The 24,592-nt window shown below is 62.2% G+C and carries 24 protein-coding genes; 9 read left to right on the top strand and 15 right to left on the bottom strand.

Features of this window, described 5'->3' with window-relative positions; translation table 11 throughout:
* Nucleotides 1-48: 48 nt before the first annotated feature.
* The 4 genes from nspC to pyrC form a co-directional block, all read right to left on the bottom strand.
* Nucleotides 49-1,221 carry a carboxynorspermidine decarboxylase gene (nspC, locus tag QQL76_RS01180; protein WP_499206018.1) on the bottom strand — a complete coding sequence of 391 codons (1,173 nt, stop codon included), beginning with the start codon at nt 1,219-1,221 and terminating at the stop codon, nt 49-51.
* On the bottom strand, nt 1,221-2,483 hold the full coding sequence (locus QQL76_RS01175) for a saccharopine dehydrogenase family protein (RefSeq protein ID WP_499206017.1): 1,263 nt from the start codon (nt 2,481-2,483) through the stop codon (nt 1,221-1,223). Before QQL76_RS01175 ends, nspC begins: the two co-directional genes overlap by 1 nt.
* Before the next feature lie 42 nt (nt 2,484-2,525).
* Nucleotides 2,526-3,224, bottom strand: a complete 699-nt coding sequence (locus tag QQL76_RS01170; protein ID WP_499206016.1) for an orotate phosphoribosyltransferase — start codon at nt 3,222-3,224, stop codon at nt 2,526-2,528.
* An 84-nt stretch (nt 3,225-3,308) separates the two neighbouring features.
* Entirely contained in the window at nt 3,309-4,346 is a 1,038-nt protein-coding gene (gene pyrC, locus QQL76_RS01165; RefSeq protein ID WP_499206015.1) for a dihydroorotase, read from the bottom strand.
* 132 nt (nt 4,347-4,478) lie between these two features.
* Here pyrC and QQL76_RS01160 point away from each other — a divergent pair, with 132 nt between their 5' ends.
* The gene (locus QQL76_RS01160) at nt 4,479-5,264 is read left to right on the top strand and encodes an SDR family oxidoreductase (RefSeq protein WP_499206014.1); all 786 of its coding nucleotides are present in this window, start codon (nt 4,479-4,481) and stop codon (nt 5,262-5,264) included.
* 225 nt (nt 5,265-5,489) lie between these two features.
* On the opposite strand, the gene argE is transcribed toward QQL76_RS01160, so the two are convergent.
* Both argE and QQL76_RS01150 read right to left on the bottom strand, forming a co-directional pair.
* A complete protein-coding gene (argE, locus tag QQL76_RS01155) occupies nt 5,490-6,647 on the bottom strand; it encodes an acetylornithine deacetylase (protein ID WP_499206013.1) in 1,158 nt (385 codons plus the stop codon).
* A gap of 8 nt (nt 6,648-6,655) precedes the next feature.
* Nucleotides 6,656-7,855, bottom strand: coding sequence for a M24 family metallopeptidase (locus tag QQL76_RS01150; RefSeq protein ID WP_499206012.1), 1,200 nt, complete (start codon nt 7,853-7,855; stop codon nt 6,656-6,658).
* A gap of 228 nt (nt 7,856-8,083) precedes the next feature.
* Between QQL76_RS01150 and eutB the strand changes: the two genes are divergently transcribed.
* From eutB to QQL76_RS01135, 3 genes are all read left to right on the top strand, one after another.
* Nucleotides 8,084-9,097 (top strand): threonine/serine dehydratase, encoded by a 1,014-nt coding sequence (eutB, locus tag QQL76_RS01145; RefSeq protein WP_499206011.1) that lies wholly within the window; start codon nt 8,084-8,086, stop codon nt 9,095-9,097.
* On the top strand, nt 9,090-10,088 hold the full coding sequence (locus QQL76_RS01140) for an ornithine cyclodeaminase family protein (protein ID WP_499206010.1): 999 nt from the start codon (nt 9,090-9,092) through the stop codon (nt 10,086-10,088). Before eutB ends, QQL76_RS01140 begins: the two co-directional genes overlap by 8 nt.
* Before the next feature lie 119 nt (nt 10,089-10,207).
* On the top strand, nt 10,208-11,578 hold the full coding sequence (locus QQL76_RS01135) for an aspartate aminotransferase family protein (protein WP_499206009.1): 1,371 nt from the start codon (nt 10,208-10,210) through the stop codon (nt 11,576-11,578).
* A gap of 229 nt (nt 11,579-11,807) precedes the next feature.
* Here QQL76_RS01135 and QQL76_RS01130 read toward each other — a convergent pair whose 3' ends face one another.
* The gene (locus tag QQL76_RS01130; RefSeq protein WP_499206008.1) at nt 11,808-13,022 is read right to left on the bottom strand and encodes an ROK family transcriptional regulator; all 1,215 of its coding nucleotides are present in this window, start codon (nt 13,020-13,022) and stop codon (nt 11,808-11,810) included.
* A 252-nt stretch (nt 13,023-13,274) separates the two neighbouring features.
* Here QQL76_RS01130 and QQL76_RS01125 point away from each other — a divergent pair, with 252 nt between their 5' ends.
* From QQL76_RS01125 to QQL76_RS01110, 4 genes are all read left to right on the top strand, one after another.
* Entirely contained in the window at nt 13,275-14,249 is a 975-nt protein-coding gene (locus tag QQL76_RS01125) for a sugar ABC transporter substrate-binding protein (RefSeq protein WP_499207085.1), read from the top strand.
* Between the two features lie 158 nt (nt 14,250-14,407).
* Entirely contained in the window at nt 14,408-15,499 is a 1,092-nt protein-coding gene (locus QQL76_RS01120) for an ABC transporter permease (RefSeq protein ID WP_499206007.1), read from the top strand.
* Nucleotides 15,496-16,296 (top strand): sugar ABC transporter ATP-binding protein, encoded by an 801-nt coding sequence (locus tag QQL76_RS01115; RefSeq protein ID WP_499206006.1) that lies wholly within the window; start codon nt 15,496-15,498, stop codon nt 16,294-16,296. The genes QQL76_RS01120 and QQL76_RS01115 overlap by 4 nt, the downstream gene beginning before the upstream one ends.
* Nucleotides 16,293-16,916 carry a nucleoside/nucleotide kinase family protein gene (locus QQL76_RS01110; RefSeq protein ID WP_499206005.1) on the top strand — a complete coding sequence of 208 codons (624 nt, stop codon included), beginning with the start codon at nt 16,293-16,295 and terminating at the stop codon, nt 16,914-16,916. Before QQL76_RS01115 ends, QQL76_RS01110 begins: the two co-directional genes overlap by 4 nt.
* 18 nt (nt 16,917-16,934) lie before the next feature.
* On the opposite strand, the gene QQL76_RS01105 is transcribed toward QQL76_RS01110, so the two are convergent.
* The 4 genes from QQL76_RS01105 to ectA form a co-directional block, all read right to left on the bottom strand.
* A complete protein-coding gene (locus tag QQL76_RS01105) occupies nt 16,935-18,395 on the bottom strand; it encodes an aspartate kinase (protein WP_499206004.1) in 1,461 nt (486 codons plus the stop codon).
* Nucleotides 18,396-18,466: 71 nt separating this feature from the next.
* On the bottom strand, nt 18,467-18,874 hold the full coding sequence (locus tag QQL76_RS01100) for an ectoine synthase (protein ID WP_499206003.1): 408 nt from the start codon (nt 18,872-18,874) through the stop codon (nt 18,467-18,469).
* A gap of 50 nt (nt 18,875-18,924) precedes the next feature.
* Complete coding sequence (gene ectB, locus QQL76_RS01095; RefSeq protein WP_499206002.1) at nt 18,925-20,214, bottom strand: diaminobutyrate--2-oxoglutarate transaminase; 1,290 nt, start codon at nt 20,212-20,214, stop codon at nt 18,925-18,927.
* A gap of 57 nt (nt 20,215-20,271) precedes the next feature.
* Nucleotides 20,272-20,826 carry a GNAT family protein gene (ectA, locus tag QQL76_RS01090; protein WP_499206001.1) on the bottom strand — a complete coding sequence of 185 codons (555 nt, stop codon included), beginning with the start codon at nt 20,824-20,826 and terminating at the stop codon, nt 20,272-20,274.
* Nucleotides 20,827-20,977: 151 nt separating this feature from the next.
* Between ectA and QQL76_RS01085 the strand changes: the two genes are divergently transcribed.
* The gene (locus QQL76_RS01085) at nt 20,978-21,562 is read left to right on the top strand and encodes a MarR family winged helix-turn-helix transcriptional regulator (protein WP_499206000.1); all 585 of its coding nucleotides are present in this window, start codon (nt 20,978-20,980) and stop codon (nt 21,560-21,562) included.
* 17 nt (nt 21,563-21,579) lie between these two features.
* Here QQL76_RS01085 and QQL76_RS01080 read toward each other — a convergent pair whose 3' ends face one another.
* The 4 genes from QQL76_RS01080 to QQL76_RS01065 all read right to left on the bottom strand — a co-directional run bounded on the left by QQL76_RS01080 (nt 21,580) and on the right by QQL76_RS01065 (nt 24,591).
* Complete coding sequence (locus QQL76_RS01080; RefSeq protein WP_499205999.1) at nt 21,580-22,440, bottom strand: MipA/OmpV family protein; 861 nt, start codon at nt 22,438-22,440, stop codon at nt 21,580-21,582.
* A 116-nt stretch (nt 22,441-22,556) separates the two neighbouring features.
* Nucleotides 22,557-23,018: a TspO/MBR family protein gene (locus QQL76_RS01075; RefSeq protein ID WP_499205998.1), complete on the bottom strand. Its 462-nt coding sequence runs from the start codon at nt 23,016-23,018 to the stop codon at nt 22,557-22,559.
* Between the two features lie 113 nt (nt 23,019-23,131).
* Nucleotides 23,132-23,395 (bottom strand): hypothetical protein, encoded by a 264-nt coding sequence (locus tag QQL76_RS01070; RefSeq protein WP_499205997.1) that lies wholly within the window; start codon nt 23,393-23,395, stop codon nt 23,132-23,134.
* Entirely contained in the window at nt 23,392-24,591 is a 1,200-nt protein-coding gene (locus QQL76_RS01065; RefSeq protein ID WP_499205996.1) for a Rossmann-fold NAD(P)-binding domain-containing protein, read from the bottom strand. The genes QQL76_RS01070 and QQL76_RS01065 overlap by 4 nt, the downstream gene beginning before the upstream one ends.
* Nucleotide 24,592 lies beyond the last annotated feature (1 nt).

The raw sequence follows: 24,592 nt of genomic DNA, 5'->3' as shown, positions 1-24,592 counted from the left end.
CATCCCTCCCAAGCATTCAATCGATTTAATCAATTCCGCCGGTCGTGGCTAGCCCAGCCGCTGCTCGAAATCCTCGTAGCCGAACGTCTTGACGATCTCCACGGTTTCGGTGCGTGCATCCCAGGTGGCGATGGACGGCAGCGGTGTTCCGTTGAAGGTCGTGTTCTTGACCATCGTGTAATAGGCGAGATCGAGGAAGACGAGCCGATCGCCGATCCTGGGAGGCGTTTCGAAGCGATAGGTGCCGACGACATCGCCAGCCAAGCATGTCGGTCCTCCAAGCCGCATCGTCAGATCATCCGCTTCGGACGCTGCCAAGCCACGCGGCAGAGCTGTCGCGCCAATGAGTTCCGGCGTGAACGGCGCTTCGATCACATCGGGCATGTGGCAGGTTGCCGAAGCATCCAAAATCCCGATGGCTGCTCCGTTCTCGGCGATATCCAGCAATTCGGCAACAAGCGCGCCGGCATGCAAAGCGACCGCCGTGCCAGGCTCGAGATAGACCTTGAGGCCTGTCCTTTCGCGAAAAGCCTGCAATCGTTCGACCAACCGATCGACCGGAAAATCCTCCTCGGTGATCAGCAGCCCGCCACCGAGATTGATCCAGCGAACCGCACCGAAAAGATGCGCGCATCGCTCTTCGACGGCGCCCAGCAGGCGGTCGAACGCATCGAAATCATGATCGCACAGCGCATGAATGTGCAGACCCTCGAAAGGCGCGAGATCCTCTGCGGTGACCGCGTCGGCTGGTACGCCGAGCCGCGACCACGGTGCACACGGATCGTAAAGCGGTTGCGCCACTTCCGAATGCCCCGGGTTGATGCGCAATCCGAAATCAACGCCCGATGCGGCTTGAAGCTTTCCTTGGAAACGCTGCCACTGATGGAGCGAGTTCAGGATGACGTGATCGGAATGTTCGAGAATCCCGTCGATATTGGCGGCCGAAAGCCCGGGTGCGTAGGTGTGGACCGCGCCGCCGAACTGCTCGCGCCCGAGACGTGCCTCGTAAAGCCCGCTGGCCGCCGTTCCCGACAGATATCGACCGATCAGATCGCCAGCGCCGGGAAAGGAAAACGCCTTGAGCGCGAGCAGGATCTCCACGCCTGCGCGCTCGCCGACGGATTGCAGCAGTTTCAGATTGTCCTCGAGCTTGGCGAGATCGATGACATAGCAGGGGCTCGGTACACGGCTGGGATCGAAGCGCTCGAAATTACCCGCCATCAGGCCGCACCCGGCTTGGTGAACGGCCAGGAGCCATCGAGCGGCAGCTCCGTCTCGTGCCAGTCGATGCCCGTTTCCGGCATCAGCTTCAGGAACGGATCGGGATCCAGCTCCTCCATATGGGTCATGGTCTGAGGGTTCCACGTGCCGTTCGCCATCAGCCGGATCGCGGTGATGACGGGAACGCCGGTCGAATAGGAAATCGACTGGCTGCCGACCTCCTCGTAGTTTTCCGCATGGTCGCAATTCGACCAGATGAAGAGCCGCTTCTCCTGACCATCCATCACGCCGCGAATGTCGCAGCCGATGCAGATCTTGCCTTCGTAGTCCGGTGCGAGCGACGACGGATCCGGCAGGAGCGCCTTCACGAGACGGTTCGGCGCCACCTCGACCCCATCGACTTCCACCGGAATCGAAGACGTGAGTCCCAGATTGTCGAGGACGTTGAACACTTTGAGATAATGTTCCCCAAAGCCCATCCAGAAGGTGATGCGCTCGGTGCCGGGGAAGGTGTAGGCCAGCGACTGCAGCTCGTCGTGCCCCATGGAATAGACGCGGTGCGAGCCCACCTGCGGCAGGGTGACGTCCATCCATTCGGAATGGTGCGGGATGGTCTTCCACGCACCGTTTTCCCAGGTGATCACGTCTTCCTTCACCTCGCGCAGATTGACGTCCGCATCGAAATTGGTCGCGAAATATTTGCCGTGGCTACCGGCATTGACGTCGATGATGTCGATCGAGGATATGCTGTCGAAATGATGCTTGCGCGCATGCGCGCAGAAGATGTTCACGACGCCTGGATCGAAACCCATGCCGAGAAATGCGTTCAGCTTCTTCTCGGCGAACCTTTCGCGGCGTGGCCACTCCACGTAGGAATACCATGGCGCCTTGATGTCCTCGACATGCTCGTCCTCGCCAAGCGCGGTGTCGAGATAATGCGTGCCTGTGGCCAGGCAGGCGTCGAGGAGCGTCTCGTTGCAATAGGGCGACGCGACATTGATCAGGATCTGCGCGCTGGTCTCGGCGATCACGCGTTTCACGTCCTCGAGGTTGCGCGCGTCGATGACCGTCGTCTCGATCAGGGCACCCTCGCCTGGCGCAGCCCAACGCTCCTGTACCTCTTGCGCGATTGCGGCGAGCTTATCCGCGTTGCGTGCTGCGAGAACGATCCCGCCGAACTCGGCGCGGAACTGGGCTGCCTTGTGAACTGTCACCTGGCCGACGCCACCGGCACCGACGATCAAGAGCTTCGGCTTCGTCACGGCCTGTCTCCCTCGTTGAATGTTTGAGCTAAGAAAAGAAAATCAGGATTGCGGCAGTTCGGAAATACCGCCATTGCGCGCCGACCATGCAAGCGGCGCATTGAGAAAGGCTTCCACCTCCGACAACGTCTGTTCGTCGAAGAGTTTCTGTTCGCGCGCAACGGCCAGCACATTGCGCCAGGTGGAGACATAGTGGAGCCGCACATTGCCGTTTTCGAAGCGCTGCTCGGCTTCGGGAAAGATGCCGTAGAAAAAGAGCGCGATACCGTGGTCGACGACGCCGCCAGCTGCGCGGATCGCGTCGATGAACTTGAACATGCTGCCGCCGGCCGTCGTCAGGTCCTCGATGACGAGCACGCGCGCGCCTTCCGGCATGTGGCCTTCGATCTGGGCATTGCGGCCGTGGCCCTTCGGCGCCTTGCGCACATAGATCATCGGCAGCCCGAGGCGATCGGCAAGCAAGGCCGCGAAGGGGATACCGGCCGTCTCGCCGCCGGCAATGCAGTCGAACTGCTCGAACCCGGCATTGCGCAGGAGGGTACTAGCGGCAAAATCGATGACGGCGGAACGCACACGCGGGTAGGACAAGAGCTTGCGGCAGTCGATATAGACAGGGCTGCGCATGCCCGATGCGAGCTTGTAGGGCTCGTCCGCCTTGAAATGCACCGCCTTGATCTCAAGCAGCATTTTCGCGACGAGTTCGGCGGCCACATCCTTGTCGGGGAAGCTGTTGGCGAACATCGGCGGATCCTTGACTGTCTGATCGGGCGGGCGGGAAGACCGGGCGCCGGTTGATTAGCAGCAAGCGATGCGTGGCGCTACCCGTCAGACGACATCCCAGTGAACCGGGAACATCGGGTCGAAGAGCGTGACCGGCCCGGCGCCCGTTTCGATCTTGGCTGGGTAAGCGACCGGCTCGGCGCGCTTGGTTAGCGTCATCGTGCCAGAGTTGACCGGAAGGCCGTACCAGGCCGGGCCGTTAAGCGAGGTGAACGCCTCCAACCGGTGCAGTGCGCCCTCCTCCTCGAACACATGCGCAAGCAGCGGCATCGTGTTGGTGGCGGTGAAGATGCCGGCACAGCCGCAGCCGCATTCCTTCGTGGCATCCACATGCGGCGCGGAATCCGTGCCGAGGAAGAACCGCGCGTCGCCCGACGTCGCGGCAGCGCGCAGCGCCAGGCGATGCGTCTCGCGCTTTGCGACCGGCAGGCAGTAATAATGCGGACGAATGCCGCCTGCGAGGATCGCATTTCGGTTGATGATCAGGTGGTGGGTGGTGATCGACCCGGCGAGATTGCTGGAGGACGACTTGATGTAATCCACGCCATCCTTCGTCGTGACGTGCTCCATCGTGATCTTAAGTTCCGGCAGTCTCGCTCGCAGGGGCGCCAGCACCCGTTCGATGAAGACCGCTTCCCGGTCGAAGATGTCGATGGCCGCATCCGTGACCTCGCCATGGACACAAAGAGGAAGCCCGATCGATGCCATGCGCTCCAGGATCGGCATGACCTTGTCGATGTCGCGCACCCCGCTCGCCGAATTGGTCGTCGCGCCGGCCGGGTAGAGCTTTACCGCCGTTATGAGACCGCTGGCATGGGCGTCCGCCAGATCGTCGGCGTCGGTCGTTTCCGTCAGATAGAGCGTCATGAGCGGCTCGAAATCCGACCCATCCGGCCGAGCGGCCAGAATACGCTCGCGGTAGGCGCGCGCATCGGCGGCGGTGACGACCGGCGGCACCAGGTTCGGCATGATGATCGCGCGTGCGAAATGCGCCGTCGTGTGCGGCAGCACGCCCTCCAGCATCGCCCCGTCGCGCAGATGCAAATGCCAGTCGTCGGGGCGGCGGATGGTCAGTTCGGTCATTGAGGTCTCGCAAGTCTGTAACGTTGATCCTCGTTAGCAGAGCCGGTCGGCCAAGGACAATCGCCGCGCCGCTTGTTGTTCACGGCTCCCGGCGGCTATACCGAGGCCCGAATAATGAAAAAGGAGAGCATCATGGATCTCGGATTGACCGGCAAACGCGCGCTCGTGCTTGCCTCCACACGCGGCCTCGGTCTCGGCATCGGCACCAAGCTCGCCGAAGAAGGCGCGCATGTGCTGCTGTCCGGCCGCTCCCGCGACAAGCTGGAACGCGCCGTCGCGACGATCCGCGAAGCTGGTGGCAAGGCCGATTTCGTCGAAGCCGACCTCACCGATCCGGGCGTCGTGGATACGCTCGCCGCAGCAGTTGCCGAGAAGCTTGGCGGCATCGACATCCTCGTCAACAACACCGGCGGCCCGCCCCCCGGCGCAATGACCGACGCCTCGCTCGAGGTTCTGGCCAAGCAGTTCGACACGATGGTGCTGCGCGTGATGGCGATCACGCAGCGCTTCCTGCCCGCGATGAAGGAGCAGGGGTTCGGCCGCGTCCTCACCGTCGCATCCTCCGGCGTCATCCAGCCGATCCCCAATCTCGGCCTCTCCAATGCGCTCCGCTCCGCACTGGTCGGCTGGTCGAAATCGATGGCTAACGAGAACGCAAGCGCGGGCGTCACCTTCAACATGCTCCTGCCCGGCCGCATCCAGACCGAGCGGGTCGATGAGCTCGACGAAGCCAATTCCAAGCGCACCGGCAAGCCAGTCGAAGACATCCGCGAAACCGCCCGCGCTTCGATCCCCGCCGGCCGCTACGGCACCGTCGACGAATTCGCCTCCGTCGCCGCGTTCCTGGTGTCGGTGCCGGCTAGCTACGTGACCGGCGGCCTGATCCGCTGCGACGGCGGCGCGATCAAGTCGGTGTGAGAATGCATTGGGGGCACCTTATGTCGGCCGATAGCACCAACAAGCGGTGAAGCCTCGCTCTGTCGGATCCTTCGACAAGCTCAGGACCGACTTCTCCCCCGCAAGGAGGGAGAGTGGAGAAGTGGCGAAATCGAGCCGCAGCTATTCTCACCCCTTGCGGGGGAGATGTCCCGAAGGGACAGAGGGAGCCCATCCGCTTGCTGGTACCCTCTACCGGGTCAATGTTCACCGGCCCACCTTATCGGCCAGCCGCTTCAGCATGCCGAGGCACTGGTCGAGTTGGTCGAGGCTGATGAATTCGTCCGGCTTGTGGGCCTGCGCGATGGAGCCGGGGCCACAGACGACGGCCGAAATGCCGGCCTTTTGGAAGAGGCCGGCTTCCGTGCCGAAGGACACGACGTCGGCTTCGTTGCGGCCGGTCAATTCGCGCGCGATGGCGAGCGCTTCGGAATGGCTCGCCGGCTCCAGCCCTTCGACCTCGCCGATCACGTGGGTCACGATGTCGGTTGCTGGATCGACCGCACGCATAGCCGGCCTCAGCACTTGGTCGACGAAGGCACGCATCTCCGCCTTGACGAAATCGGCGTCGGCAGACGTCACCGGGCGCATTTCCCAGTCGACGCGGCAGTCGCTCGCCACCACGTTGCGTGCGGGGCCGCCGACGATGGCGCCGGCCTGAAGCGTCGTCCACGGTGGCGTGAACGGGCTGCCTTCGGGCGACCGCGCCTTCAGCGGCTCGCGCAAGTCGAGCAGGCGCGTGATGTAGCCGACGGCGTATTCGATGGCATTGACACCCGCATCGGGGATGGAGGCATGGCCGCCTGAGCCCGTGAAATGCGTCGTGTACTCGAAGCATCCCTTGTGGCCTTCGATGATGCGCATCTCTGTCGGCTCGCCGATGATGACGGCCGACGGTCGAATTCCTGCTTCGGAAAGATCGGCAATCAGGGTCCGCGCGCCGAGGCAGCCGACCTCCTCGTCATAGGTGAAGGCGAAATGCACGGGGCGGGCGAGATCGCGTGCGGCAAACACCGGTGCCATGGCAAGACATGCGGCGATAAAGCCCTTCATGTCGCAGGTGCCGCGCCCATAGAGCAGGCCGTCGGCTTCCCGAAGCGCGAACGGCTCGCTCGTCCACTCCTGTCCCTCGACAGGCACCACATCGGAATGCCCCGAAAGCACGATGCCGCCATCCACACCGGGCCCGAGCGAGGCGAAGAGGTTCGCCTTGCGCCCGTCCGGATCCTGCGAGATGCGAATGTCCGCGCCGGATTGCTTCAAGAGGTCCGCGGCATAGGCGATCAGGTCGAGATTGCTGTCCGACGACACCGTCGGATAGGCGATGAGATCGGCAAGGATCGCCCGGGTCCGCTCCAGCAACATGAAGCCCGCTAATCCTTCACATACATCTTGCGGGGACGGTTGCAGAGGCATTCGGCCGCCGCGCCGTCGCGGATCAGGATGCTCTCGGTGATCTCGAGACCCCAATCCTTCATCCAGAGTCCCGGCATGAAGTGGAAGGTCATGCCAGCTTCCAGAATGGTGTCGTCATTTTCGCGGAACGAGATGGTCCGCTCGCCCCAATCTGGCGGATAAGAAATTCCGATCGGATAGCCGCAGCGCGCGCCGCGATCGATGCCGATCTTCTCGAGCTCGTAGTGGAAGGCACGCGCGACATCGCCGGCGCGCGCACCAGGACGCGCGGTCTCGAGCCCAGCTTCGAGGCCGAGCACAACCGCCATTTCCGCGTCGAGCAGGTACTGCGGCGGCTTGCCGAGAAACACCGTCCGGCAGAACGGCACGTGATAGCGGCGGTAGCAGCCGGCGATCTCGAAGAAGGTCGCCTCGCCCTGTTTGAAGGGCTGCGCGCTCCAGGTGAGGTGCGGCGCCGCGGCATCCGATCCGCTCGGCAGGAGCGGCACGATCGCCGGATAGTCGCCCCAGATGCCCTCTTCCGTGCCGTCGTCGAGACCACGGATCGTGTCCGCATAGATCTCGGCCACCACCTCGTTCTTCTTCATGCCCGGCTCGACGCGCTCCACGATGCCGTCGACAACCTTTTCCGCAATCAGCGCCGCCTTGCGCATGAAGGCGAGTTCCTCGTTCGACTTGACCGTGCGCTGCCAGTTCACCAGCCCTGTCGCATCGCTGAAGGTTGCGTTCGGCAGCTCGTATTCGAGCACGAGGTAGGCTTTGGCGGAGAAGTAATAATTGTCGAGCTCGAGCCCGATACGCGACGACGAATGGCCTTTGTCGCGGATCAGCGCGGCCAGCGTCTGCATCGGATGAATGTCGCGCGACTGCACATAGTGGTCGGCGTATGGGATGCAGCGCGCATCCTCCATGTAGACGGTGCGCACCGCCCCATTGGCATCCTGCCCGCGGCCCCACCAGATCGGGTCTTCATCGTGGAAGATGAGCACGCCCTGGTGCACGTAGAACGACCAGCCGTCATAGCCGGTCAGCCATGCCATGTTGGAAGGATCCTCGACGAACAGGACATCGATCTCCTGCCTGCGCATGGAGTCGCGCACGAGACGCAGGCGGCGCTCATATTCGGCGTGGCTGAAAGGCAATGCACTGGCGGGCATCAGCAGACTTCCTGATCTAAAACGACATTTTTAGGCACCGTCACACTATGCCTACACTACAAGCAGTACGGGCAACAACCTGTCTGAATGCGACGTCCGGATGCCGCGACGATCCAGCCGCCTGGAGCTTGAAACGGAGCGAAACTTGACAGCGCAGACGCCGCCGTGGTCGGCTTGCGGCTTCAAGAACGCATCAAATCTCGGAAAATCACCGGAGAACGTGCCGTATTGGCTTCCTTCAGCTTCAGCGACATCGAGCAGGCACAAGCGACCATCGCAGGCCATGTGCTCCGCACACCCCTCGTTGAAGCCACGGCATTGTCCCGTCTCCTCGGCACCGAGCTTCTCCTGAAGCTGGAATCGCTGCAGCCCATCGGCGCGTTCAAGCTGCGCGGGGCCGTCAACGCGATCATGCAGCTTCCGGCCGATGTTGCCGGTGTCACCTGTTGCTCGACCGGCAATCATGGTCGCGCAGTCGCCCATGCCGCCAAATCCCGTGGCATTCGTGCGGTCGTCTGCATGTCTACGCTTGTGCCGAAGACCAAGGTGGACGGCATCCGGGCGCTCGGCGCAGAGGTGCGGATCGTGGGAGTTAGCCAGGATGATGCGCAGGAGGAAGCGGCGCGCCTGGTGGCCGAGGAGGGCCTGGTGGATATCCCGCCCTTCGACCATCCGCATGTCATCGCCGGACAAGGTACGATCACGCTCGAGATGCTGGAAGACCGGCCCGACATCGAAACGCTGCTGATCCCGCTTTCCGGCGGTGGTCTCGCCGCGGGCATGGCGCTTGCCGCCAAGCACATCAAACCCTCGATCCGGGTGGTGGGCATCTCGATGGACCGCGGCGCGGCAATGCACGAAAGCATCCGCGCCGGCCGTCCCGTCGCTGTCACCGAAGTCGCGAGCCTCGCCGATTCACTCGGCGGCGGCATCGGGCTCCAGAACCAGCACTCTTTCAAGCTCTGCCGGGACTTCCTGGATGAAACCATCCTCGTCACCGAAGACGAGATCTACCGGGCGATGCAGGCCCTGTTCTACGAGGAGCGCATCGTGGCCGAGGGCGCCTGCGTGGTGGGCATCGCCGCGATCATGGCTGGAAAGCTCAAAGAGCTTGAAGGTCCAGTCGCGACCGTCATCACCGGACGCAACGTCGATATGGGCGTCTTCAACCGCATCATGGCGGGAGACGATATCGTCCTTGGCGACGTCACCGTGAAAGGAAGGACCTACGACCATGGCTGAGCCACGCGACGTTCTCATCCTCACCGAGCGCGACCTTCGCGAACTCGTCCATCTGGACCATGCAGCCATCAACGTCGTGGAAAAAGCATTCGCGGCTTTGGCAAGCGGCAAGGTCGTGATGCCGCCGATCCTGTCCATGGCGATCCCCGAAGCACATGGCGAGGTGGACGTAAAGACCGCCTTCATTCCCGGCTTCGAAGGCTTTGCCATCAAGGTGAGCCCCGGCTTCTTCGACAATCCGAAGCTCGGCCTTCCGAGTCTGAACGGCCTGATGATCCTCTTTTCAGCACGCACGGGCCTCGTCGAGGCACTGCTGATGGACAATGGCTACCTCACCGACATCCGCACGGCAGCAGCCGGCGCGGTCGCCGCGAAACATCTCGCGCCGCACACGGTCGATACGGCTGCTGTCTTCGGCACCGGCGTCCAGGCGCGGCTGCAGATGAAGGCAGCGCATCTCGTCCGGCCGTTCCGAAAGCTCATCGTCTGGGGCCGCGATCGGGCGAAGACGGAAGCCTGCGCCGCCGATCTTGCCGCAGAGCTTGGCATCGAGGTCGTCGCCGAACCGGATGGCGAAAAGGCCGTCGCCAAAAGCCAGCTCGTCGTGACGACGACGCCTGCCCGCGAACCGATCCTGAAGGCTGAATGGCTGCATCCGGGCCTCCACATCACCGCAATGGGTTCCGACAGCCCTGAGAAGAACGAAATCGAACCAGAGGCCCTCGCCCGCGCCGATCTCTACGTCGCCGATCGTGCAAGCCAGTGCGAAACGCTCGGTGAACTGCGGACCGCAATGGAAGCCGGGCTTTGGGGAGCAGGTCAGCCGGTCGAATTGGGTGACATCGTTGCGGGCAAAGTCCATGGTCGCATGTCGGAGGATGCGATCACCATGTGCGATCTGACTGGCACCGGCGCGCAGGACACCGCCATTGCGACCTTTGCCCTCGGGGTTGCCAAGGCGGGGGGTAAGGGTTCAAAAGTGGCCCTATAGGCCCGCACCTCCGATTTCTGCCGCAAAATGCGCCATGGAGGGGCCCGAAGGCCCGGCCGCTGCATCGAATTGCCGGCAAGAGGGCGCTGGAAACCAAGAGACCACCCGACGGAGTAGCCATGCTCAGGAACGACCAGCTCGACCAGTGGGACCGAGAGAATTTCTTCCACCCCTCCACGCATATGGGCCAGCACGAACGCGGCGAAAGCGCCAACCGCGTCATCACCGGCGGCTCGGGCGTCTATATCGAAGACCGCAACGGCAACCGCCTGCTGGATGGCTTTGCCGGCCTCTACTGCGTGAATGTCGGCTATGGCCGCCAGGAGATCGCTGATGCGATCGCCGCCCAGGCCAAGGAACTGTCCTACTATCACGCCTATGTCGGCCACGGCACGGAAGCCTCCATCACGCTCGCGAAGATGGTGATGGACCGCATGCCCGAGCACATGTCCAAGGTCTATTTCGGCCTTGGCGGCTCGGACGCGAATGAAACCAACATCAAGCTCGTCTGGTACTACAACAACATCCTCGGCCGGCCCGAAAAGAAGAAGATCATCTCGCGCTGGCGCGGCTATCATGGCTCGGGCCTGATGACCGGATCGCTGACCGGCCTGACGCCCTTCCACAACAAGTTCGACCTGCCGCTCAGCCAAGTGCTGCACACCGAGACGCCGTCCTATTTCCGCCGGCCCGATCTCGACATGAGCGAAGCCGACTTCGTCACCCATTGCACCGACAAGCTCGAAGAGATGATCGCGGCGGAAGGCGCCGACACCATTGCAGCCTTTATCGGTGAGCCGATGCTCGGCACGGGCGGCATCGTTCCCCCGCCGGCCGGTTACTGGGACGCCATCCAGGCGGTGCTCGACAAGCATGACATCCTGCTGATCGCCGACGAAGTCGTCACCGGCTTTGGCCGTCTCGGCACCATGACGGGCTCGGCGCATTACGGCCTGAAGCCCGACATCATCACCACCGCCAAGGGCCTGACCTCGGCCTATGCGCCGCTTTCCGGATCGGTCATTTCGGACAAGGTCTGGCAGGTTCTGGTGAAGGGCTCCGACGAAATGGGGCCGATCGGCCACGGCTGGACCTATTCGGCACACCCGATCGGCGCGGCCGCCGGCGTCGCGAACCTCAAACTCGTTGACGACCTCGGTCTCGTCGAGAATGCGGGAACGGTCGGCGCCTATCTGAACGAAAAGATGAGGGACGCCGTTGCTGATCACCCCCAGGTCGGCGATGTCCGTGGCGAAGGCATGCTCTGTGCGGTGGAATTCGTCGACGACAAGGCGAGCCGGAAATTCTACGACCCCTCCCGCAAGATCGGTCCAGCCGTTTCAGCGGCTGTCCTGAAGCAGGGCGTCATCGGCCGCGCCATGCCGCAGGGCGACATCCTGGGCTTTGCACCCCCGCTCTGCCTGACCCGCGAGGAAGCCGACAAGATCGTCGACGCCACGCGCACCGCACTGACCGAAGTCTTCGGCTGATCGTCGCCAAAGGGCTGGTCACCCAGATCGTGCCCAGCCTCGTGGTTCGACAAGCTCACCATGAGGGCTGGAGAGGCACCAAACTCCTGATCTCACTTCCGGAGCCTGCCTTGACTTGTCGCGTTCCGCCCACTCCACCCTCATCCTGAGCCCGTCGAAGGGCGAGGGTGGCCCGGATCTCGCCGAGCTCCGCGGTTCGATAGGCTCACCATGAAGGCTGGATGCGCGATCAGGCTTCGCGCATCAATGTGTGCTGGTCGATCAGATATTTGTCGAAGAGCGGCAGGCTGGCTGCGCCAAGCGCCCGCGCGATGGAGCCGATGGAGCCGGCCTCGACATTGGGCGTGTCGATGCCCTGCAGATCCATCGCGGCGATGGCCGCCCGGGTTTCGATCACGAGCGCCGCGCGCACGGCCTGCGGCATGCCGCCATCGATGATGACCGTTTCGAAATCGATGATCGAGACGGATGCCACGATGGCATAGGCGAGACCGGTGGCGACGGTTGCGATCCAGCGGTCCACAGACGGGCCGAATTGTGACCAGTCCTCCGGTGTCTGCCAGAGTGGCGAGGGATCGATGCCGTCGGCGACCAGCATCTTTTCCAGCACCATGATGGAAGCCTGGTCGATCAGTTGCTCCGTCCCGCCGCTGCGCCCCGGAACCGGCATGGAGCCGAGCGCGCCGGCATTGCCGCTGCGCCCCGCATAGAGACTGCCGTTCAGCACGATGCCGCCGCCGATGAAGCTGCCGACATAGAAATAGATGAAATCCTGGCGGCTGGCGCGTTCGCCGAAGATCAGCTCTGCGGCGCAGGCCGCCGTCGCATCGTTCTGCAGATAGACCGGGAAATTGCAGATCGCGTCGATCTCGCGCTTCAGGTCGAAATGCCGCCACCGATCCATCTGCGCCTGTGGCGCACCCACCTCGTCGTGCCAGTTCCAGAGCTGAAACGGCATGGCGATGCCGAGCCCGGCGATGCGGCTTTGCTGGTCGGCACCGAGCGCCGCGATCATTTCCGCCAGTCCCTCGCGCACGAAGGCCAGAATGGCATCGGGATCCGGATAAGCGTAGCCCGCATGCCGGCTTGCGACCGGCTTGCCGAGGAAATTGATGACGATGAGATCGGCGCTGCGCCGGCCGACTTTCAGGCCGATGAAGAAGGCACCTTCCGGATTGATCGACAGCGGCACCGATGGTTGCCCCACCTTGCCGCGAATGGGCTCACCGCGCACCAGCAGCCCGTCGGCTTCAAGTTCCCGCATGATGACGGAGATGGTTTGAGCGGAAAGGCCGGTCATGCGGGCGATCTCGGTCTTCACCAACACGGCATGGCGACGAACGAGGCTCAGCACGAGCCGTTCGTTGTAGGCGCGCATCCCGCTCTGGTTCGAGCCGCGCAATTGCTGGCCGCCGGCCTCTTGCAGCCCGCCCGTCAGCGCCATTGATGTCCTCCCTGCCGATGCCGAACGTCCTTCGCAGGTCTCACCGGCAGAGACAAGGATGAGCGCGACACGACCCGCGTGTCAATAACTAAATAAGAGTGATTTATTTATTGACACGCGTCGACGCTTGGTGTTTCGTTTGCCCAGCGCCGGACAGGGAGTGGTCCGGATCGTCATTCTGGGAGGAACATCATGACACGCTACGCCATTCTCGCGTCGACTGCCCTTGCCGCCGTCACCGCCGGCCTCATCATGGCCACGCCCGCCAAAGCGCAGGATACGGTCAGCGCCTGCCTCATCACCAAGACCGACATCAACCCCTTCTTCGTCAAGATGAAGGAAGGCGCCACTGCCAAGGCCGAAGAACTCGGCGTCGAGCTGTCCACCTATGCCGGCCGTGTCGATGGTGACCACGAAACCCAGGTTCAGGCGGTCGAATCCTGCATCGCCTCTGGCGCAAAGGGCATCCTCATCACGGCGTCCGACACCAAGGCGATCGTCGACGTCCTCAAGACCGCCCGTGACAACGGCGTGCTCGTCATCGCCCTCGACACGCCGCTCGAGCCCATCGACGCCGCCGATGCGACCTTCGCGACCGACAACTTCAAGGCCGGCGAACTGATCGGCCAGTGGGCCGCGGCCCAGCTCGGCGACGAAGCTGCCAACGCCAAGATCGCGATGCTGGACCTCTCGCCCAGCCAGCCTTCCGTCGACGTGCTGCGCAACCAGGGGTTCCTGTCCGGCTTCGGCATCGAGCTCGGCGATGAAAACATGATCGGCGACGAAGAAGACGAACGCATCGTCGGCAACGACGTGACCGCCGGCAACGAGGAAGGTGGCCGCCGCGCCATGGAAAACCTTCTTCAGGTCGATCCGGAAATCAACGTCGTCTACACGATCAACGAACCGGCAGCGGCAGGCGCCTATGAAACGCTGCGCTCCTTCAATCGCGAGAACGACGTGATCATCGTCTCCGTCGATGGCGGCTGCCCGGGTGTCCAGAACGTGCAGGAAGGCATCATCGGCGCAACCTCACAGCAATATCCGCTGGAAATGGCGGCGCTCGGCATCGAGGCCATCGCGAAATTCGCCGAAACGGGCGAGAAGCCCGAGCCGACCCCGGGCCTCGACTTCTACGATACCGGCGTGCAGCTCGTGACCGATCAGGCGGTCGACGGCGTCGAGTCGATCAGCGTCCAGGAAGGCCTGGAGCTCTGCTGGGGTTGACAGCTTTCTTCCGGGCGGAAGACAGGAGCTGTTTTCCGCCCGGATCCGCCATCTGGCGTGATCAACAGGCCTATTCGCCCAAGCCATTGTGCACCGCAGATTGATTGGCGGTCCATTCCGCTTCACGCTCTTCGTCGCGAACGATGGGAGTTTCCACCATGACCACGACAGACCAGCCCTCGGCTGCGGTGCGAAGCAGGCAATCCTTCGAGGAAACCCTGGAGGCGAGCGACCGAAGGGTCGCTGAGTTCGAAGCGCGCAATCAGACTGTCATCGAGCGGTTGCAGCACTTCCTGCACGGCAATCCGACCATGGTGCCGGTCATCGTGTTGCTTGTGTCGGTCATTGCCTTCGGGTTTGTCGCCGGCGACCGGTTCTTCTCCGCATTCAACCTGTCGCTGATCATGCAGCAGGTTTCCATCATCGGCATCCTCGCCGCAGCTCAGAGCCTTGTCATCCTGACGGCCGGCATTGACCTGTCCGTTGCAGCCATCATGGTGCTGATGTCGGTCATCATGGGCAATCTCGCTGTGTCCATGGGCGTGCCGGCGCCAATCGCCATACTGATCGGCTTTGTCGGCGGCACCGCAGCCGGCGCCATGAACGGCCTTTTGGTCACGCGCCTCAAACTGCCGCCCTTCATCACGACGCTCGGCACCTGGAACATCTTCTTCGCGCTCAATCTCTGGCTCTCCGGAGCCCAGTCGATCCGCAGCCAGGACATCGATGCCGAGGCGCCGATCCTCAAGCTTTTCGGCCAGAACTTCGGCATGTTCGGCGCGCAATTCTCCTATGGGTCCGTGCTGATGGTGCTGATCTTCGCCGCACTCTGGTACATGCTGAACCGCACCGCCTGGGGCCGGCATGTCTATGCGGTCGGCGACGACCGGGAAGCCGCCGAACTCGCCGGTATCCGCACAAATCGAATTCTCGTCTCGGTCTATGCGTTGGCAGGCCTGGTCTGCGCGCTCGGCGCCTGGGCCTCCATCGGCCGCGTCGGCTCGGTGTCCCCCCAGAGCTTCTATGAAGGCAATCTGCAGTCCATCACGGCTGTCGTCATTGGTGGCATCTCGCTGTTTGGTGGCCGTGGATCCATCATGGGCCCCTTGATCGGCGCCCTGATCGTCGGCGTCTTCCAGTCCGGCCTTCGCCTCGTCGGTGTCGATGTTCTCTGGCAGGTCTTCGCCATCGGCTGGCTCATCATCATCGCGGTCGCGATCGACCAGTGGATCAGAAAGGTTTCGGCATGAGCACGGTTTCAGAAAATGCCTCTCGCCCGATCCTGAAGGCACGCGGCCTCGTGAAGCGCTACGGCCGCGTAACCGCGCTCGACAACGCCGATTTCGACCTCTATCCGGGTGAAATCCTCGCGGTGATCGGCGACAACGGGGCCGGCAAGTCCTCGCTGATCAAGGCGCTCTCCGGCGCCGTCACGATCGACGATGGCGAGATGGAACTCGATGGCAAGCCGATGCGCTTCTCCTCGCCCATGCAGGCGCGCGAAGCCGGCATCGAAACCGTCTACCAGACGCTGGCGCTTTCCCCGGCGCTCTCGATTGCCGACAACATGTTCCTCGGCCGAGAGATCCGTAAGCCAGGTCCGCTCGGCTCCATCTTCAAGATGCTGGACAGGAGCGCCATGGAGCGCATCGCCCGGGAGAAGCTATCCGAACTCGGCCTCATGACGATCCAGAACATCGCCCAGCCGGTCGAGACCCTGTCCGGCGGCCAGCGCCAGGGCGTCGCGGTTGCGCGCGCTGCAGCGTTCGGCTCCAAGGTCATCATCATGGACGAACCGACAGCGGCACTCGGCGTCAAGGAATCCCGTCGCGTGCTCGAACTGATCCTGGATGTCCGCAAGCGCGGCATTCCGATCGTGCTCATCTCACACAACATGCCCCATGTCTTTGAAGTGGCCGATCGCATCCACATTCACCGGCTCGGGCGAAGGCTGTGCGTCGTCCGGCCGGGCGATCATTCCATGTCCGATGCCGTCGCCTTCATGACGGGGGCAAAATCTCCGCCTGAGGATGTTCTGGCCGCATGATCCCAAGCGTCGACGACCTCGCGCAACAGGTCGCAGAGCGTGCATCCGATCGCGACCGCTTCGTCGTTGCCCTGGCGGGTCCGCCCGGTGCCGGCAAATCCACCGTAGCCGAGCGGCTGGTCAGAGTATTGAACCATCGAAACGAGATTGCGGCATTGCTGCCGATGGACGGATTTCACCTCGACAACATCGTGCTCGAGGCACGGGGCCTCACGCATCGCAAAGGAGCCCCCGAAACCTTCGACGCGCTCGGTTATGCAGCCATCCTCCAGCGCGTTCGCGCCATGCCAGCGACCGAGATAGCCGTACCCATATTCGACAGGATGCTCGATCTCGCCCGCGCCGGAGGCGCGGTCGTCGCACCGCATCACCGTATCGTCGTGACGGAAGGCAATTATCTCTTGGTGGACCGGTCCCCATGGGCGGACCTGTCCTCCCAATTCGACCTGACGATCTGGCTCGATGTGGAAGACGACACTCTCCAGGAGCGCCTCATCCGGCGTTGGCTTCATCACGGACTGTCGAGGGAAGCAGCCATCAGCCGTGCCTTCGACAACGACATGCAGAATGTCGCTTGGGTGAAACGCCTCTCCGGACCCGCGGACATCACGCTGCGATAGCTATTCCCGCAGCCGCGATCAGGCCGCTGCCTTGAGCTCTACTGCGGCCTCACCTTCGACAAGGGTCCGATGCAGGCTCTTCACGGCGACATCCATCGCCTCCTGCGCCACGACAATCTGGACATCCACGCCACGGCCTGTCTCGTGCGCGCCGAGCGATTCGATCCCTGCGTCCTTGAGCGCAATCAGCGAGTTCAGCATCACGTCGAGACCGCGCAGTTCGCGTCCGATGGCTGAGACGATCGCCACCTTGCGGACCTTGATCTCGGCGGAGGGATAGAGAGCGGCAAGGTCATGCTCGACCCGCCGAATGCTCTTCAGCGACCCCTCCAGGTAATGCGTGATCGTGTTGGCATTGGATGTCTTCGAGACGATCCACACGCGATGACGTTTCAGCGCATCGAGAATGGCCGCATCGTAGCCCTTCACTCCGACCATGTCCTGCTCGAACAGCTCTAGGGCAATGACCGGCAGGCCGGTGATGATTTCTACGCGAGGTTCGCTTGCCGGCTCGGCATCGATCAGAGTACCGGGATCGTGCGGTTCAAAGGCATTGGCGACGCGAAGCGGAATGCCCGCCTGGCGCAGGGTCTTCGCAGCCTTGGGGTGGATGGCTTCCATGCCCATGTTGGACAGCTGATCGGCGACGTCGTAATTCGTCCGACCGATCTTCTTGACCGCATCGACGCCGACGAGCTTCGGGTCTGCGCTCGACAGATGGAATTCCTTATGGATCACCGCTTCGCGCGCCTTGGTCAGGGCAGCGATGCGGGCGAACGTCACCTCGGAATATCCGCGGTCGAATTCGCGCATCAGGCCTTCACGGCACTGTGCGTAACCGGTCGCGATCGGCAGTTCCTGTGCCAGATCGATGTCGGCAAAGGCAGTCTCGATCCGAACGTTGAGATCCGGATGGCTCTCATCGCGCCAACCGGTGAGGTCCACGAAGCGCGCGTTGACCCCGTGGCGGCGCAGAAGCAGCACGGTTGTGAAAGCCGAATGCGCCTCGCCGAGACCCGATAGCAACTCCCGGGTCGTCATCATGTGCTCTTCCAGCCTGAAATGGCCGTAGGAGCAAAGGCGCTGCAGATCAAAGAGACAGGTGCGGGCACCCTCGATGCGCTCGCGAACGAAATCATCAGCCACCTTCCGATCACCGGCATCGCTCAGGATCTCGGCGTTCTTTTCCCGCATCATGATGCCGACGCGGTTCAGCTGATCCATCCAGCCATGATCGTTGTCGGCATTCGAGAACAGGGCGTAAACGCCGGGCTCGTCGGTCTTCTTGTGTTCCAGCAGAGCGTTGGTCATGCCGGCATAGGCCGAGACCACGAAGACACGGTTGTAGAGATCGCTGCCCTCGCGATCTCCGATCCAGATGCTATCGATGAGTTCGCGCGAGCGGCTGATCGACGTGCCACCGATCTTCTCCACCGTGTGCACACCGCGCGTCTCGTTCATGCTGTCGGTCATACTCATTCCACTCTCCGTGCCGCTGGCGGCGGCATCTTGTCTGCGTCCAGGGCTTCAGGCGAGGCGACAGCTGGCGTTCAGCCCGCGGCTGCCTGCTGATGCTCGTCTGCGCTCGCATAGGAACCGTCCGCCCGGTGAACCTCGTTCCCCGTCACCGGCGGGTTGAATACGCAGGCCATGACCATCTCGGTCTTGCCGCGCAGGATGTGCTGGTCATGATCATTGAGCGCGTACATGACGCCCGGGCGAATTTCGTGAACCTCGCCTGTCGCCAAATCTTCGATGGAGCCCTCACCCGAGATGCAATAGACGCTCTCGAAATGGTTCTTGTAATGAAACTGCAGCTCACCGCCCGCGTAGATCGTGGTGATGTGGAAGCTGAAGCCCATATTGTCGCCGGCAAGCAGAAGGCGAACCGAATTCCAGCCCTCTGAATCCACGCGGCGCTCGGTGTTCTTTGCGGTGTGCAGATCTCTGACGATCATGTGATAGTCCTTTTTTTAAGTCTTCTTGGGCAGGTGCGGTGGAGAGGCGGCTATTCAGCCGCCATCTTGTGCGCCGAGAATTTTTCGGCAACCGCAGCCTCCAGGATATCGAGGCCCTTGGCCAGCAGCTCCTGCTCGATCGTCAGCGGCGCGAGGATCTTCACGACCTCATCATGTGCGCCGGACGTTTCGATGATGAGGCCCTGCTGGAAACAGCGTTTGCAGATCTCACCAGCAACCTCGCCGGTTCCAACATCCACACCGCGCATCATTCCACGCCCCTTGAGGCGGGCACCCGGCACCATGACGGCGATGGCCTCAAGGCGCTCCTTGAGATAGTCGCCCTTTGCCTGGACGTCCTGCTGGAAGGCATCGCCCTTCCAGAATTTTTCCAGAGCGACACGTGCCGTGACGAAGGCATGGTTGTTGCCGCGAAACGTGCCGTTGTGCTCGGCCGGGCCCCAGATGTCGTGCTCCGGCTTGATCAGCACGGCCGCAAACGGCAGTCCGAACCCGGAAAACGATTTCGCCATGGTGACGATATCGGGCGACACACCCATTTCCTCGAACGAGAAGAACGTACCTGTCCGGCCGCAGCCGGCCTGGATGTCGTCGATGATCAGCAACGCGCCATGGGCGCGAGCGATTTCTTCGATGCGCTTCACCCACTCAGCAGAAGCGGCGTTGAGGCCGCCCTCGCCCTGAACGGTCTCGAGCATGATTGCGGCGGGTGTATCGATGCCGCTGGACGGATCGTCGAGCATCTTTTCCAGCATCTGCGCCGTGTCGATCCCGTCGCCATGATAAGCATCGAAGGGCACGCGCTGCACGTTCGAGAGCGGTGCCGATGCGCCGCCGCGGTGATAGCCGTTTCCAGTGGCAGCCAGCGCACCCATGGTCACGCCGTGAAAGCCATTTGTGAAGGAAACGATGTTCGTGCGGCCGGTCACCTTACGGGCGAGCTTCATGGCTGCCTCAACGGCGTTAGCACCGGTTGGGCCCGTGAGCTGCACTTTGTAGTCAAGGCCACGCGGTTCGAGAATGATCTCTTCAAAAGCTTTCAGGAAAGCCGACTTCGAAGACGTGTGCATGTCGAGGCCATGAGTCACGCCATCGCTCGTAATGTAATCGACCAGCGCCGCCTTCATGTCCGGATCGTTGTGGCCGTAATTCAGCGAGGAGCAGCCGGCGAGAAAGTCGATATAGTCGCGGCCACTCTCGTCGCGCAGCACCGAGTTGCGGGCCGATGAAAAGACGTTCGGGAAGCTGCGGCAGTAGCTGCGCGCTTCGGACTCGCGACGTTCATAGATGGTTTTATCGGTCATGGTCATAGTCGTCATAGTGCCACTCCAGTGTCTGGATTGGTGAAAGTCTCAAAGGGTGAAATGGAGAACTGATCAGGCAGCGAAAGCGATGCGTACGCTATCTTGGAAGGTGATCGTCACCATGTGCTCGGTGTCGTGTTCGCCGTCGAAATGCTCGTCTTCGCGGAAATAGGGCCGATCCTGCAGCTCGGCGCCTGACTGCTTGGCGAACGAGCGGAACAGCGCCCAGCTCGCGTCATTGTCCTTAGTAATCGTCGTCTGCACGCGCTCGATGTCGGCGCATTCCTTGCGGCGCATCAGTTCGGTCAACATGCGCTTGGCAATCCCCCGCCCCCGGGCCTTTTCCGACACCGCAACCTGCCAGACGAAGAAGGTGTCTGATGCATCAGGCTGGATATAACCCGAAATCCAGCCGACGATTTCTCCGTTCAGTTCCGCAATGATGCAGGTGTCCGCGAAATGATCGCACTGCAGAAGATTGCAGTACATGGAATTCTCATCGAGCTTACCGGTGCCCGCGATCAGTCGCCACACGTCGGCGCCATCGCTCTTTTTCGGCTTGCGAAAGCTGACGCCGTCAACCGGCCGCTTGCGGTGCCCCGAAAGTTCGATCGTCTGATGTGTCATTGTCCCGTCCGCCTTGGTCTTATTTATTTGATAGCCGAAATATACAGCACCCACAGATCGATTCAACGATCACGCCGCATTTCAGGCATTTTTTACAGGAGAGCTGGGGTTCCAAGGAATAATGATCTTTTTTCTCGGATGATTGAGCGTCTTGGCGAATGGCATTCTACAAAAGCCGATCCTGAATTCGTTCGATAGACGAAATGCATTGCACGCTTTAAAGACAAACGATGTTCGAATACCCCTTCGAAAGGCTAAGGAAATGCACGAGCGAACGCATGCGAGCCTCGTAGCGCTGCGGCGCATTCTCAAGGCAACGGATCAGCACGCCCGGGCACTATCGCGCAGTACCGGACTGACTGCCGCGCAAAGAGTTCTAATGCAGATCATTGGGGAGGCCGGCGAGACGACGCCGAAGGATATTGCGGCACGGGCTCGGATCAGCCAGGCGACCGTGACGTCTTTGATCGACAAACTAGAACGGCGCGGCTTCGCGACACGCATTCGGGGTGAAAGCGACCGGCGACAGATCTGGATTAGCTTGACGCCTGAAGGCCGCCAGGCGATGGAAACGGCTCCCGACGCGCTTCAGGAATTGTTTTCTCAGCGCTTCGAGGCACTGGAGAGCTGGGAACAGGCGATGATCGTCTCATCGCTCGAGCGCGTCGCAACGATGCTGAACGCTCATGCGATCGATGCCTCCCCGCTATTGGACGGGGCGGCGATCGATCGCTGAGAGAGAAGGCGTCGAGCTTACTGAATGCGGCCGAACGTATAGGTGAGGCCGACGCCACCGCGGAACTGGTTTTCCGAAGCGGTGATCGAGCTGTCTGCCGCATCGCCGATGAGGCGCGAGTAGCCGACGCTGCCCGTAAACGTCGCGCGCTCTGTCAGCCGGTAGTCGAAGGCGAGATCGAGCGCCACGTTCTTGAAACCACCATCGGCATCATAAGGTGCAAGCCCCGCAACGGATGAAGCCGCCTGCGCTGGAGTGACCGAGAAGTAGGTGTCCATGTAGTCGTCCGACGCGTAGGCCGTGGAGAGCGTCGCGGTCATGTCCAGCCGGTCGGTGATCGTGTGATCGACGCCTGCCGCAACCTTGATCTGGTACCCGGCGTCATCCTGGCCGGTCACCTGCGTGGCGAAGGCGGCATCGATGAAGAACGGTTCGAACTTGTAGCCGGCATAACCGCCGACGATGAGGCCGCCATCGACATCGCCGATACCGTTGATGAGATCGGCGTCATCCTGGTCGCGACCGAACGTATAGCCGGCGAGCGGGCCGAATTCGAAACCCTGATGCTGGATGACAGCAAAGCGGACATCGTCGAGTCCACGGAGCGTGAAGCGGTCACCGAGACCAGGTCCATCGCCATAAAAGCGCGGATAGACGATCGGGAAACCGATGACGCGGTATTCATCCGAGCCTTCGTATACCGGCGAAACGAACGCATAGGCACCGGCGACGATGCCGAAAGGCAAACCACCGCTTTCCTGGATCACGGGATCCTGTCCCATCGGGACCGCGCCCATGGTCGCATCGGCCGCAAGAGCGATCGATGTCGAGAGTCCGGCAAAAGCAGTGGCAAGCGCAACAGCAAGTTTCATCGTCATGAAATGGTCGTTCCTCTGAATGGGCAGGAAGCCCTGCGCCGCCGAGACAGCGCTTTCCCTCCTCTTTTGCTAGTCAGCCCGTCGGATACGGTCAACGCCGAATATCGGTTCACCGCTCACGCGGCATGCGATTGTGCGTGAGGGTTGCGATTGAGCACCGATCGGTTCAGCGCGGCTGCGATTGAAACCCAGACGAGATAGGGCACGAAGAGAAGGGATGCGGTTGAAGACACAGACCATGATGTGACAATAAAGCCTGCGATCGCGAACCAGAGCACACTGACCTCCATCAGCGCCAGATCCATGCGCCGTCGGCCGAAGAACAGCCAGGACCAGGCCGCATTCAAGATGAGCTGCGCGCCCCACAGAATGATCGGCAGCGACCAGCCGGCCTCGCGCCAGACCAGCCAGCCCGCCGCCGCGATCATGACGTAGAGGATCGACCAGACGAGCGGAAAGGCGATGTTCGGCGGCGTCCAGGAAGGCTTGTCGAGTTTCTCGTACCAGGGGCCGGGCTTGAAGATCGCCCCAGTGGAAGCGGCGGCAAGGACGAGAATGACGAAAACTGCGAGTGCCATGGACCTGACTGGCTCCGGATGAAGGCAATTCTTGCACCCAATGGTGCGCGATGTCGGAAGTTCCGATCGCCCTCGTGCGTGACGGTCCGACGGCAGTCATCATACCCCATCGGCTAGCGGAACCTGGCCCAAAGATCGGTCAGGTGACTGACAAAAGCGAGCGTCAGAAGCACGAGGACTGCGGCGTCCAACCCGGCAACCGCCACCTGGTAGACGGCGAGAATGAGAAAGATGCCCGAGAGCGAGGTAGCAACATAGCCGATCCCTGCCTTTCGGCTCAGGCGAAACGCCGGTCGAGCAAGCAACACCGTTTCCGCAGAAAGGACGGCCAGGGCGAGGAGCGCCACGCCGCCTCCCTCCAGGAGCCAGGCCATCATGCCTTGGCGATGCCCATCAGATGCGACATGTCCTTCAGAAAGACGCGCAAATGCGCCATCGGCTCGCGCCGCACGATCTTTTTGTCGAGATAGGATTCCCAGGTCAGCTTCTGGACGTCGGGATCGCGGCACATGGACACGAAGCGCTCGCGGCGGCCGTCGCTCGAGTACCAGAAATACTGCATCATGCGCAGGATGAAAAAAGTCCGGCCATGCATACGGGAGAATTCGTGCCGGACGCTTTTTAGCGCGCGGACATCGTTGGTCCGCAGTGTTTCCAGAGCGGATCGGCCCGCCAGTTCGCCGCTGCACATGGCGTAATATATTCCCTCGCCGGAAGACGGCGCCACGACGCCGGCGGCATCGCCGATCAGGAGAACGCCGCGGCCATTGTCGAAGCGCTTCAATGGATAGAGCGGCAGCGGCGCGCCTTCCCGCCGCACGACGTCCGCATCTCCAAGGCCGGACCTGCGCCGCAATTCGCTGGTCGCAGCCTTCAGATCGAAGCCCTTTCTGGCACTACCGACGCCCACGCTGATGACCGGCCCGTGCGGAAATACCCAGCCGTAGAAGTCCGGCGATATTGCACCATCATAAACGACGTCGCACCGCGACTTGTCGAAGTCTCCGCTTTCGGGCGAACGAACGATCTCGTGATAGGCAAATACGTAGGGCGGCCGCGCGGCGGGTGAAAACATCTGCCGCCGCACGGCTGAATTTGCCCCATCCGCGCCGATGACGAGACGCGACCGACACGAAACCCGCGCGCCTTGCGCATCGCGGTAGTCAAGGGCGAAGCCGCCACCATCTCGTTCTTCCACGTGTTCGAACGTGCCTCGCTTCAAATCGGCACCGGCGGCTTCAGCGCGCTGTCTCAACCAGCGATCGAATTTTCCGCGATCGACCATGCCAACATAGGATGTGCCGGCACGGCGGCGATGGCCGTCGATCGTCATTTCGACCGCTTGCGACTTGGGCGATATGATCCGCGCCGTGGCGACCCGCGCCACGATCTGCTCCGGCGGAATCTCGAAATCCTCGATCAGCCGGGGCGGCACGGCGCCACCACAGGGCTTGGGCCGCCCTTCCCGATCAAGCAGCAGAACGCTGGCGCCGGACTTGGCGAGCTCATATGCGGCAGTCGCTCCCGCCGGGCCTCCACCGATAATGGCAACGTCGTATTCGGCAGGGCTCATG

Origin of the sequence: Rhizobium albus, from assembly GCA_030160035.1 — a bacterium.
Lineage (GTDB): Bacteria > Pseudomonadota > Alphaproteobacteria > Rhizobiales > Rhizobiaceae > Georhizobium > Georhizobium albus.
This window is presented reverse-complemented; position numbering and strand designations above follow the sequence as displayed.

Bases quoted from the DNA above. Each gene is read 5' to 3' on its own strand.
- nspC (WP_499206018.1), bottom strand. From the start codon at position 1,221: ATGGCGGGTAATTTCGAGCGCTTCGATCCCAGCCGTGTACCGAGCCCC.
- QQL76_RS01170 (WP_499206016.1), bottom strand. From the start codon at position 3,224: ATGTTCGCCAACAGCTTCCCCGACAAGGATGTGGCCGCCGAACTCGTC.
- pyrC (WP_499206015.1), bottom strand. From the start codon at position 4,346: ATGACCGAACTGACCATCCGCCGCCCCGACGACTGGCATTTGCATCTG.
- QQL76_RS01160 (WP_499206014.1), top strand. From the start codon at position 4,479: ATGGATCTCGGATTGACCGGCAAACGCGCGCTCGTGCTTGCCTCCACA.
- argE (WP_499206013.1), bottom strand. From the start codon at position 6,647: ATGTTGCTGGAGCGGACCCGGGCGATCCTTGCCGATCTCATCGCCTAT.
- QQL76_RS01150 (WP_499206012.1), bottom strand. From the start codon at position 7,855: ATGCCCGCCAGTGCATTGCCTTTCAGCCACGCCGAATATGAGCGCCGC.
- QQL76_RS01140 (WP_499206010.1), top strand. From the start codon at position 9,090: ATGGCTGAGCCACGCGACGTTCTCATCCTCACCGAGCGCGACCTTCGC.
- QQL76_RS01135 (WP_499206009.1), top strand. From the start codon at position 10,208: ATGCTCAGGAACGACCAGCTCGACCAGTGGGACCGAGAGAATTTCTTC.
- QQL76_RS01130 (WP_499206008.1), bottom strand. From the start codon at position 13,022: ATGGCGCTGACGGGCGGGCTGCAAGAGGCCGGCGGCCAGCAATTGCGC.
- QQL76_RS01125 (WP_499207085.1), top strand. From the start codon at position 13,275: ATGGCCACGCCCGCCAAAGCGCAGGATACGGTCAGCGCCTGCCTCATC.
- QQL76_RS01120 (WP_499206007.1), top strand. From the start codon at position 14,408: ATGACCACGACAGACCAGCCCTCGGCTGCGGTGCGAAGCAGGCAATCC.
- QQL76_RS01115 (WP_499206006.1), top strand. From the start codon at position 15,496: ATGAGCACGGTTTCAGAAAATGCCTCTCGCCCGATCCTGAAGGCACGC.
- QQL76_RS01110 (WP_499206005.1), top strand. From the start codon at position 16,293: ATGATCCCAAGCGTCGACGACCTCGCGCAACAGGTCGCAGAGCGTGCA.
- QQL76_RS01105 (WP_499206004.1), bottom strand. From the start codon at position 18,395: ATGAGTATGACCGACAGCATGAACGAGACGCGCGGTGTGCACACGGTG.
- QQL76_RS01100 (WP_499206003.1), bottom strand. From the start codon at position 18,874: ATGATCGTCAGAGATCTGCACACCGCAAAGAACACCGAGCGCCGCGTG.
- ectB (WP_499206002.1), bottom strand. From the start codon at position 20,214: ATGACGACTATGACCATGACCGATAAAACCATCTATGAACGTCGCGAG.
- ectA (WP_499206001.1), bottom strand. From the start codon at position 20,826: ATGACACATCAGACGATCGAACTTTCGGGGCACCGCAAGCGGCCGGTT.
- QQL76_RS01080 (WP_499205999.1), bottom strand. From the start codon at position 22,440: ATGACGATGAAACTTGCTGTTGCGCTTGCCACTGCTTTTGCCGGACTC.
- QQL76_RS01075 (WP_499205998.1), bottom strand. From the start codon at position 23,018: ATGGCACTCGCAGTTTTCGTCATTCTCGTCCTTGCCGCCGCTTCCACT.
- QQL76_RS01070 (WP_499205997.1), bottom strand. From the start codon at position 23,395: ATGATGGCCTGGCTCCTGGAGGGAGGCGGCGTGGCGCTCCTCGCCCTG.
- QQL76_RS01065 (WP_499205996.1), bottom strand. From the start codon at position 24,591: ATGAGCCCTGCCGAATACGACGTTGCCATTATCGGTGGAGGCCCGGCG.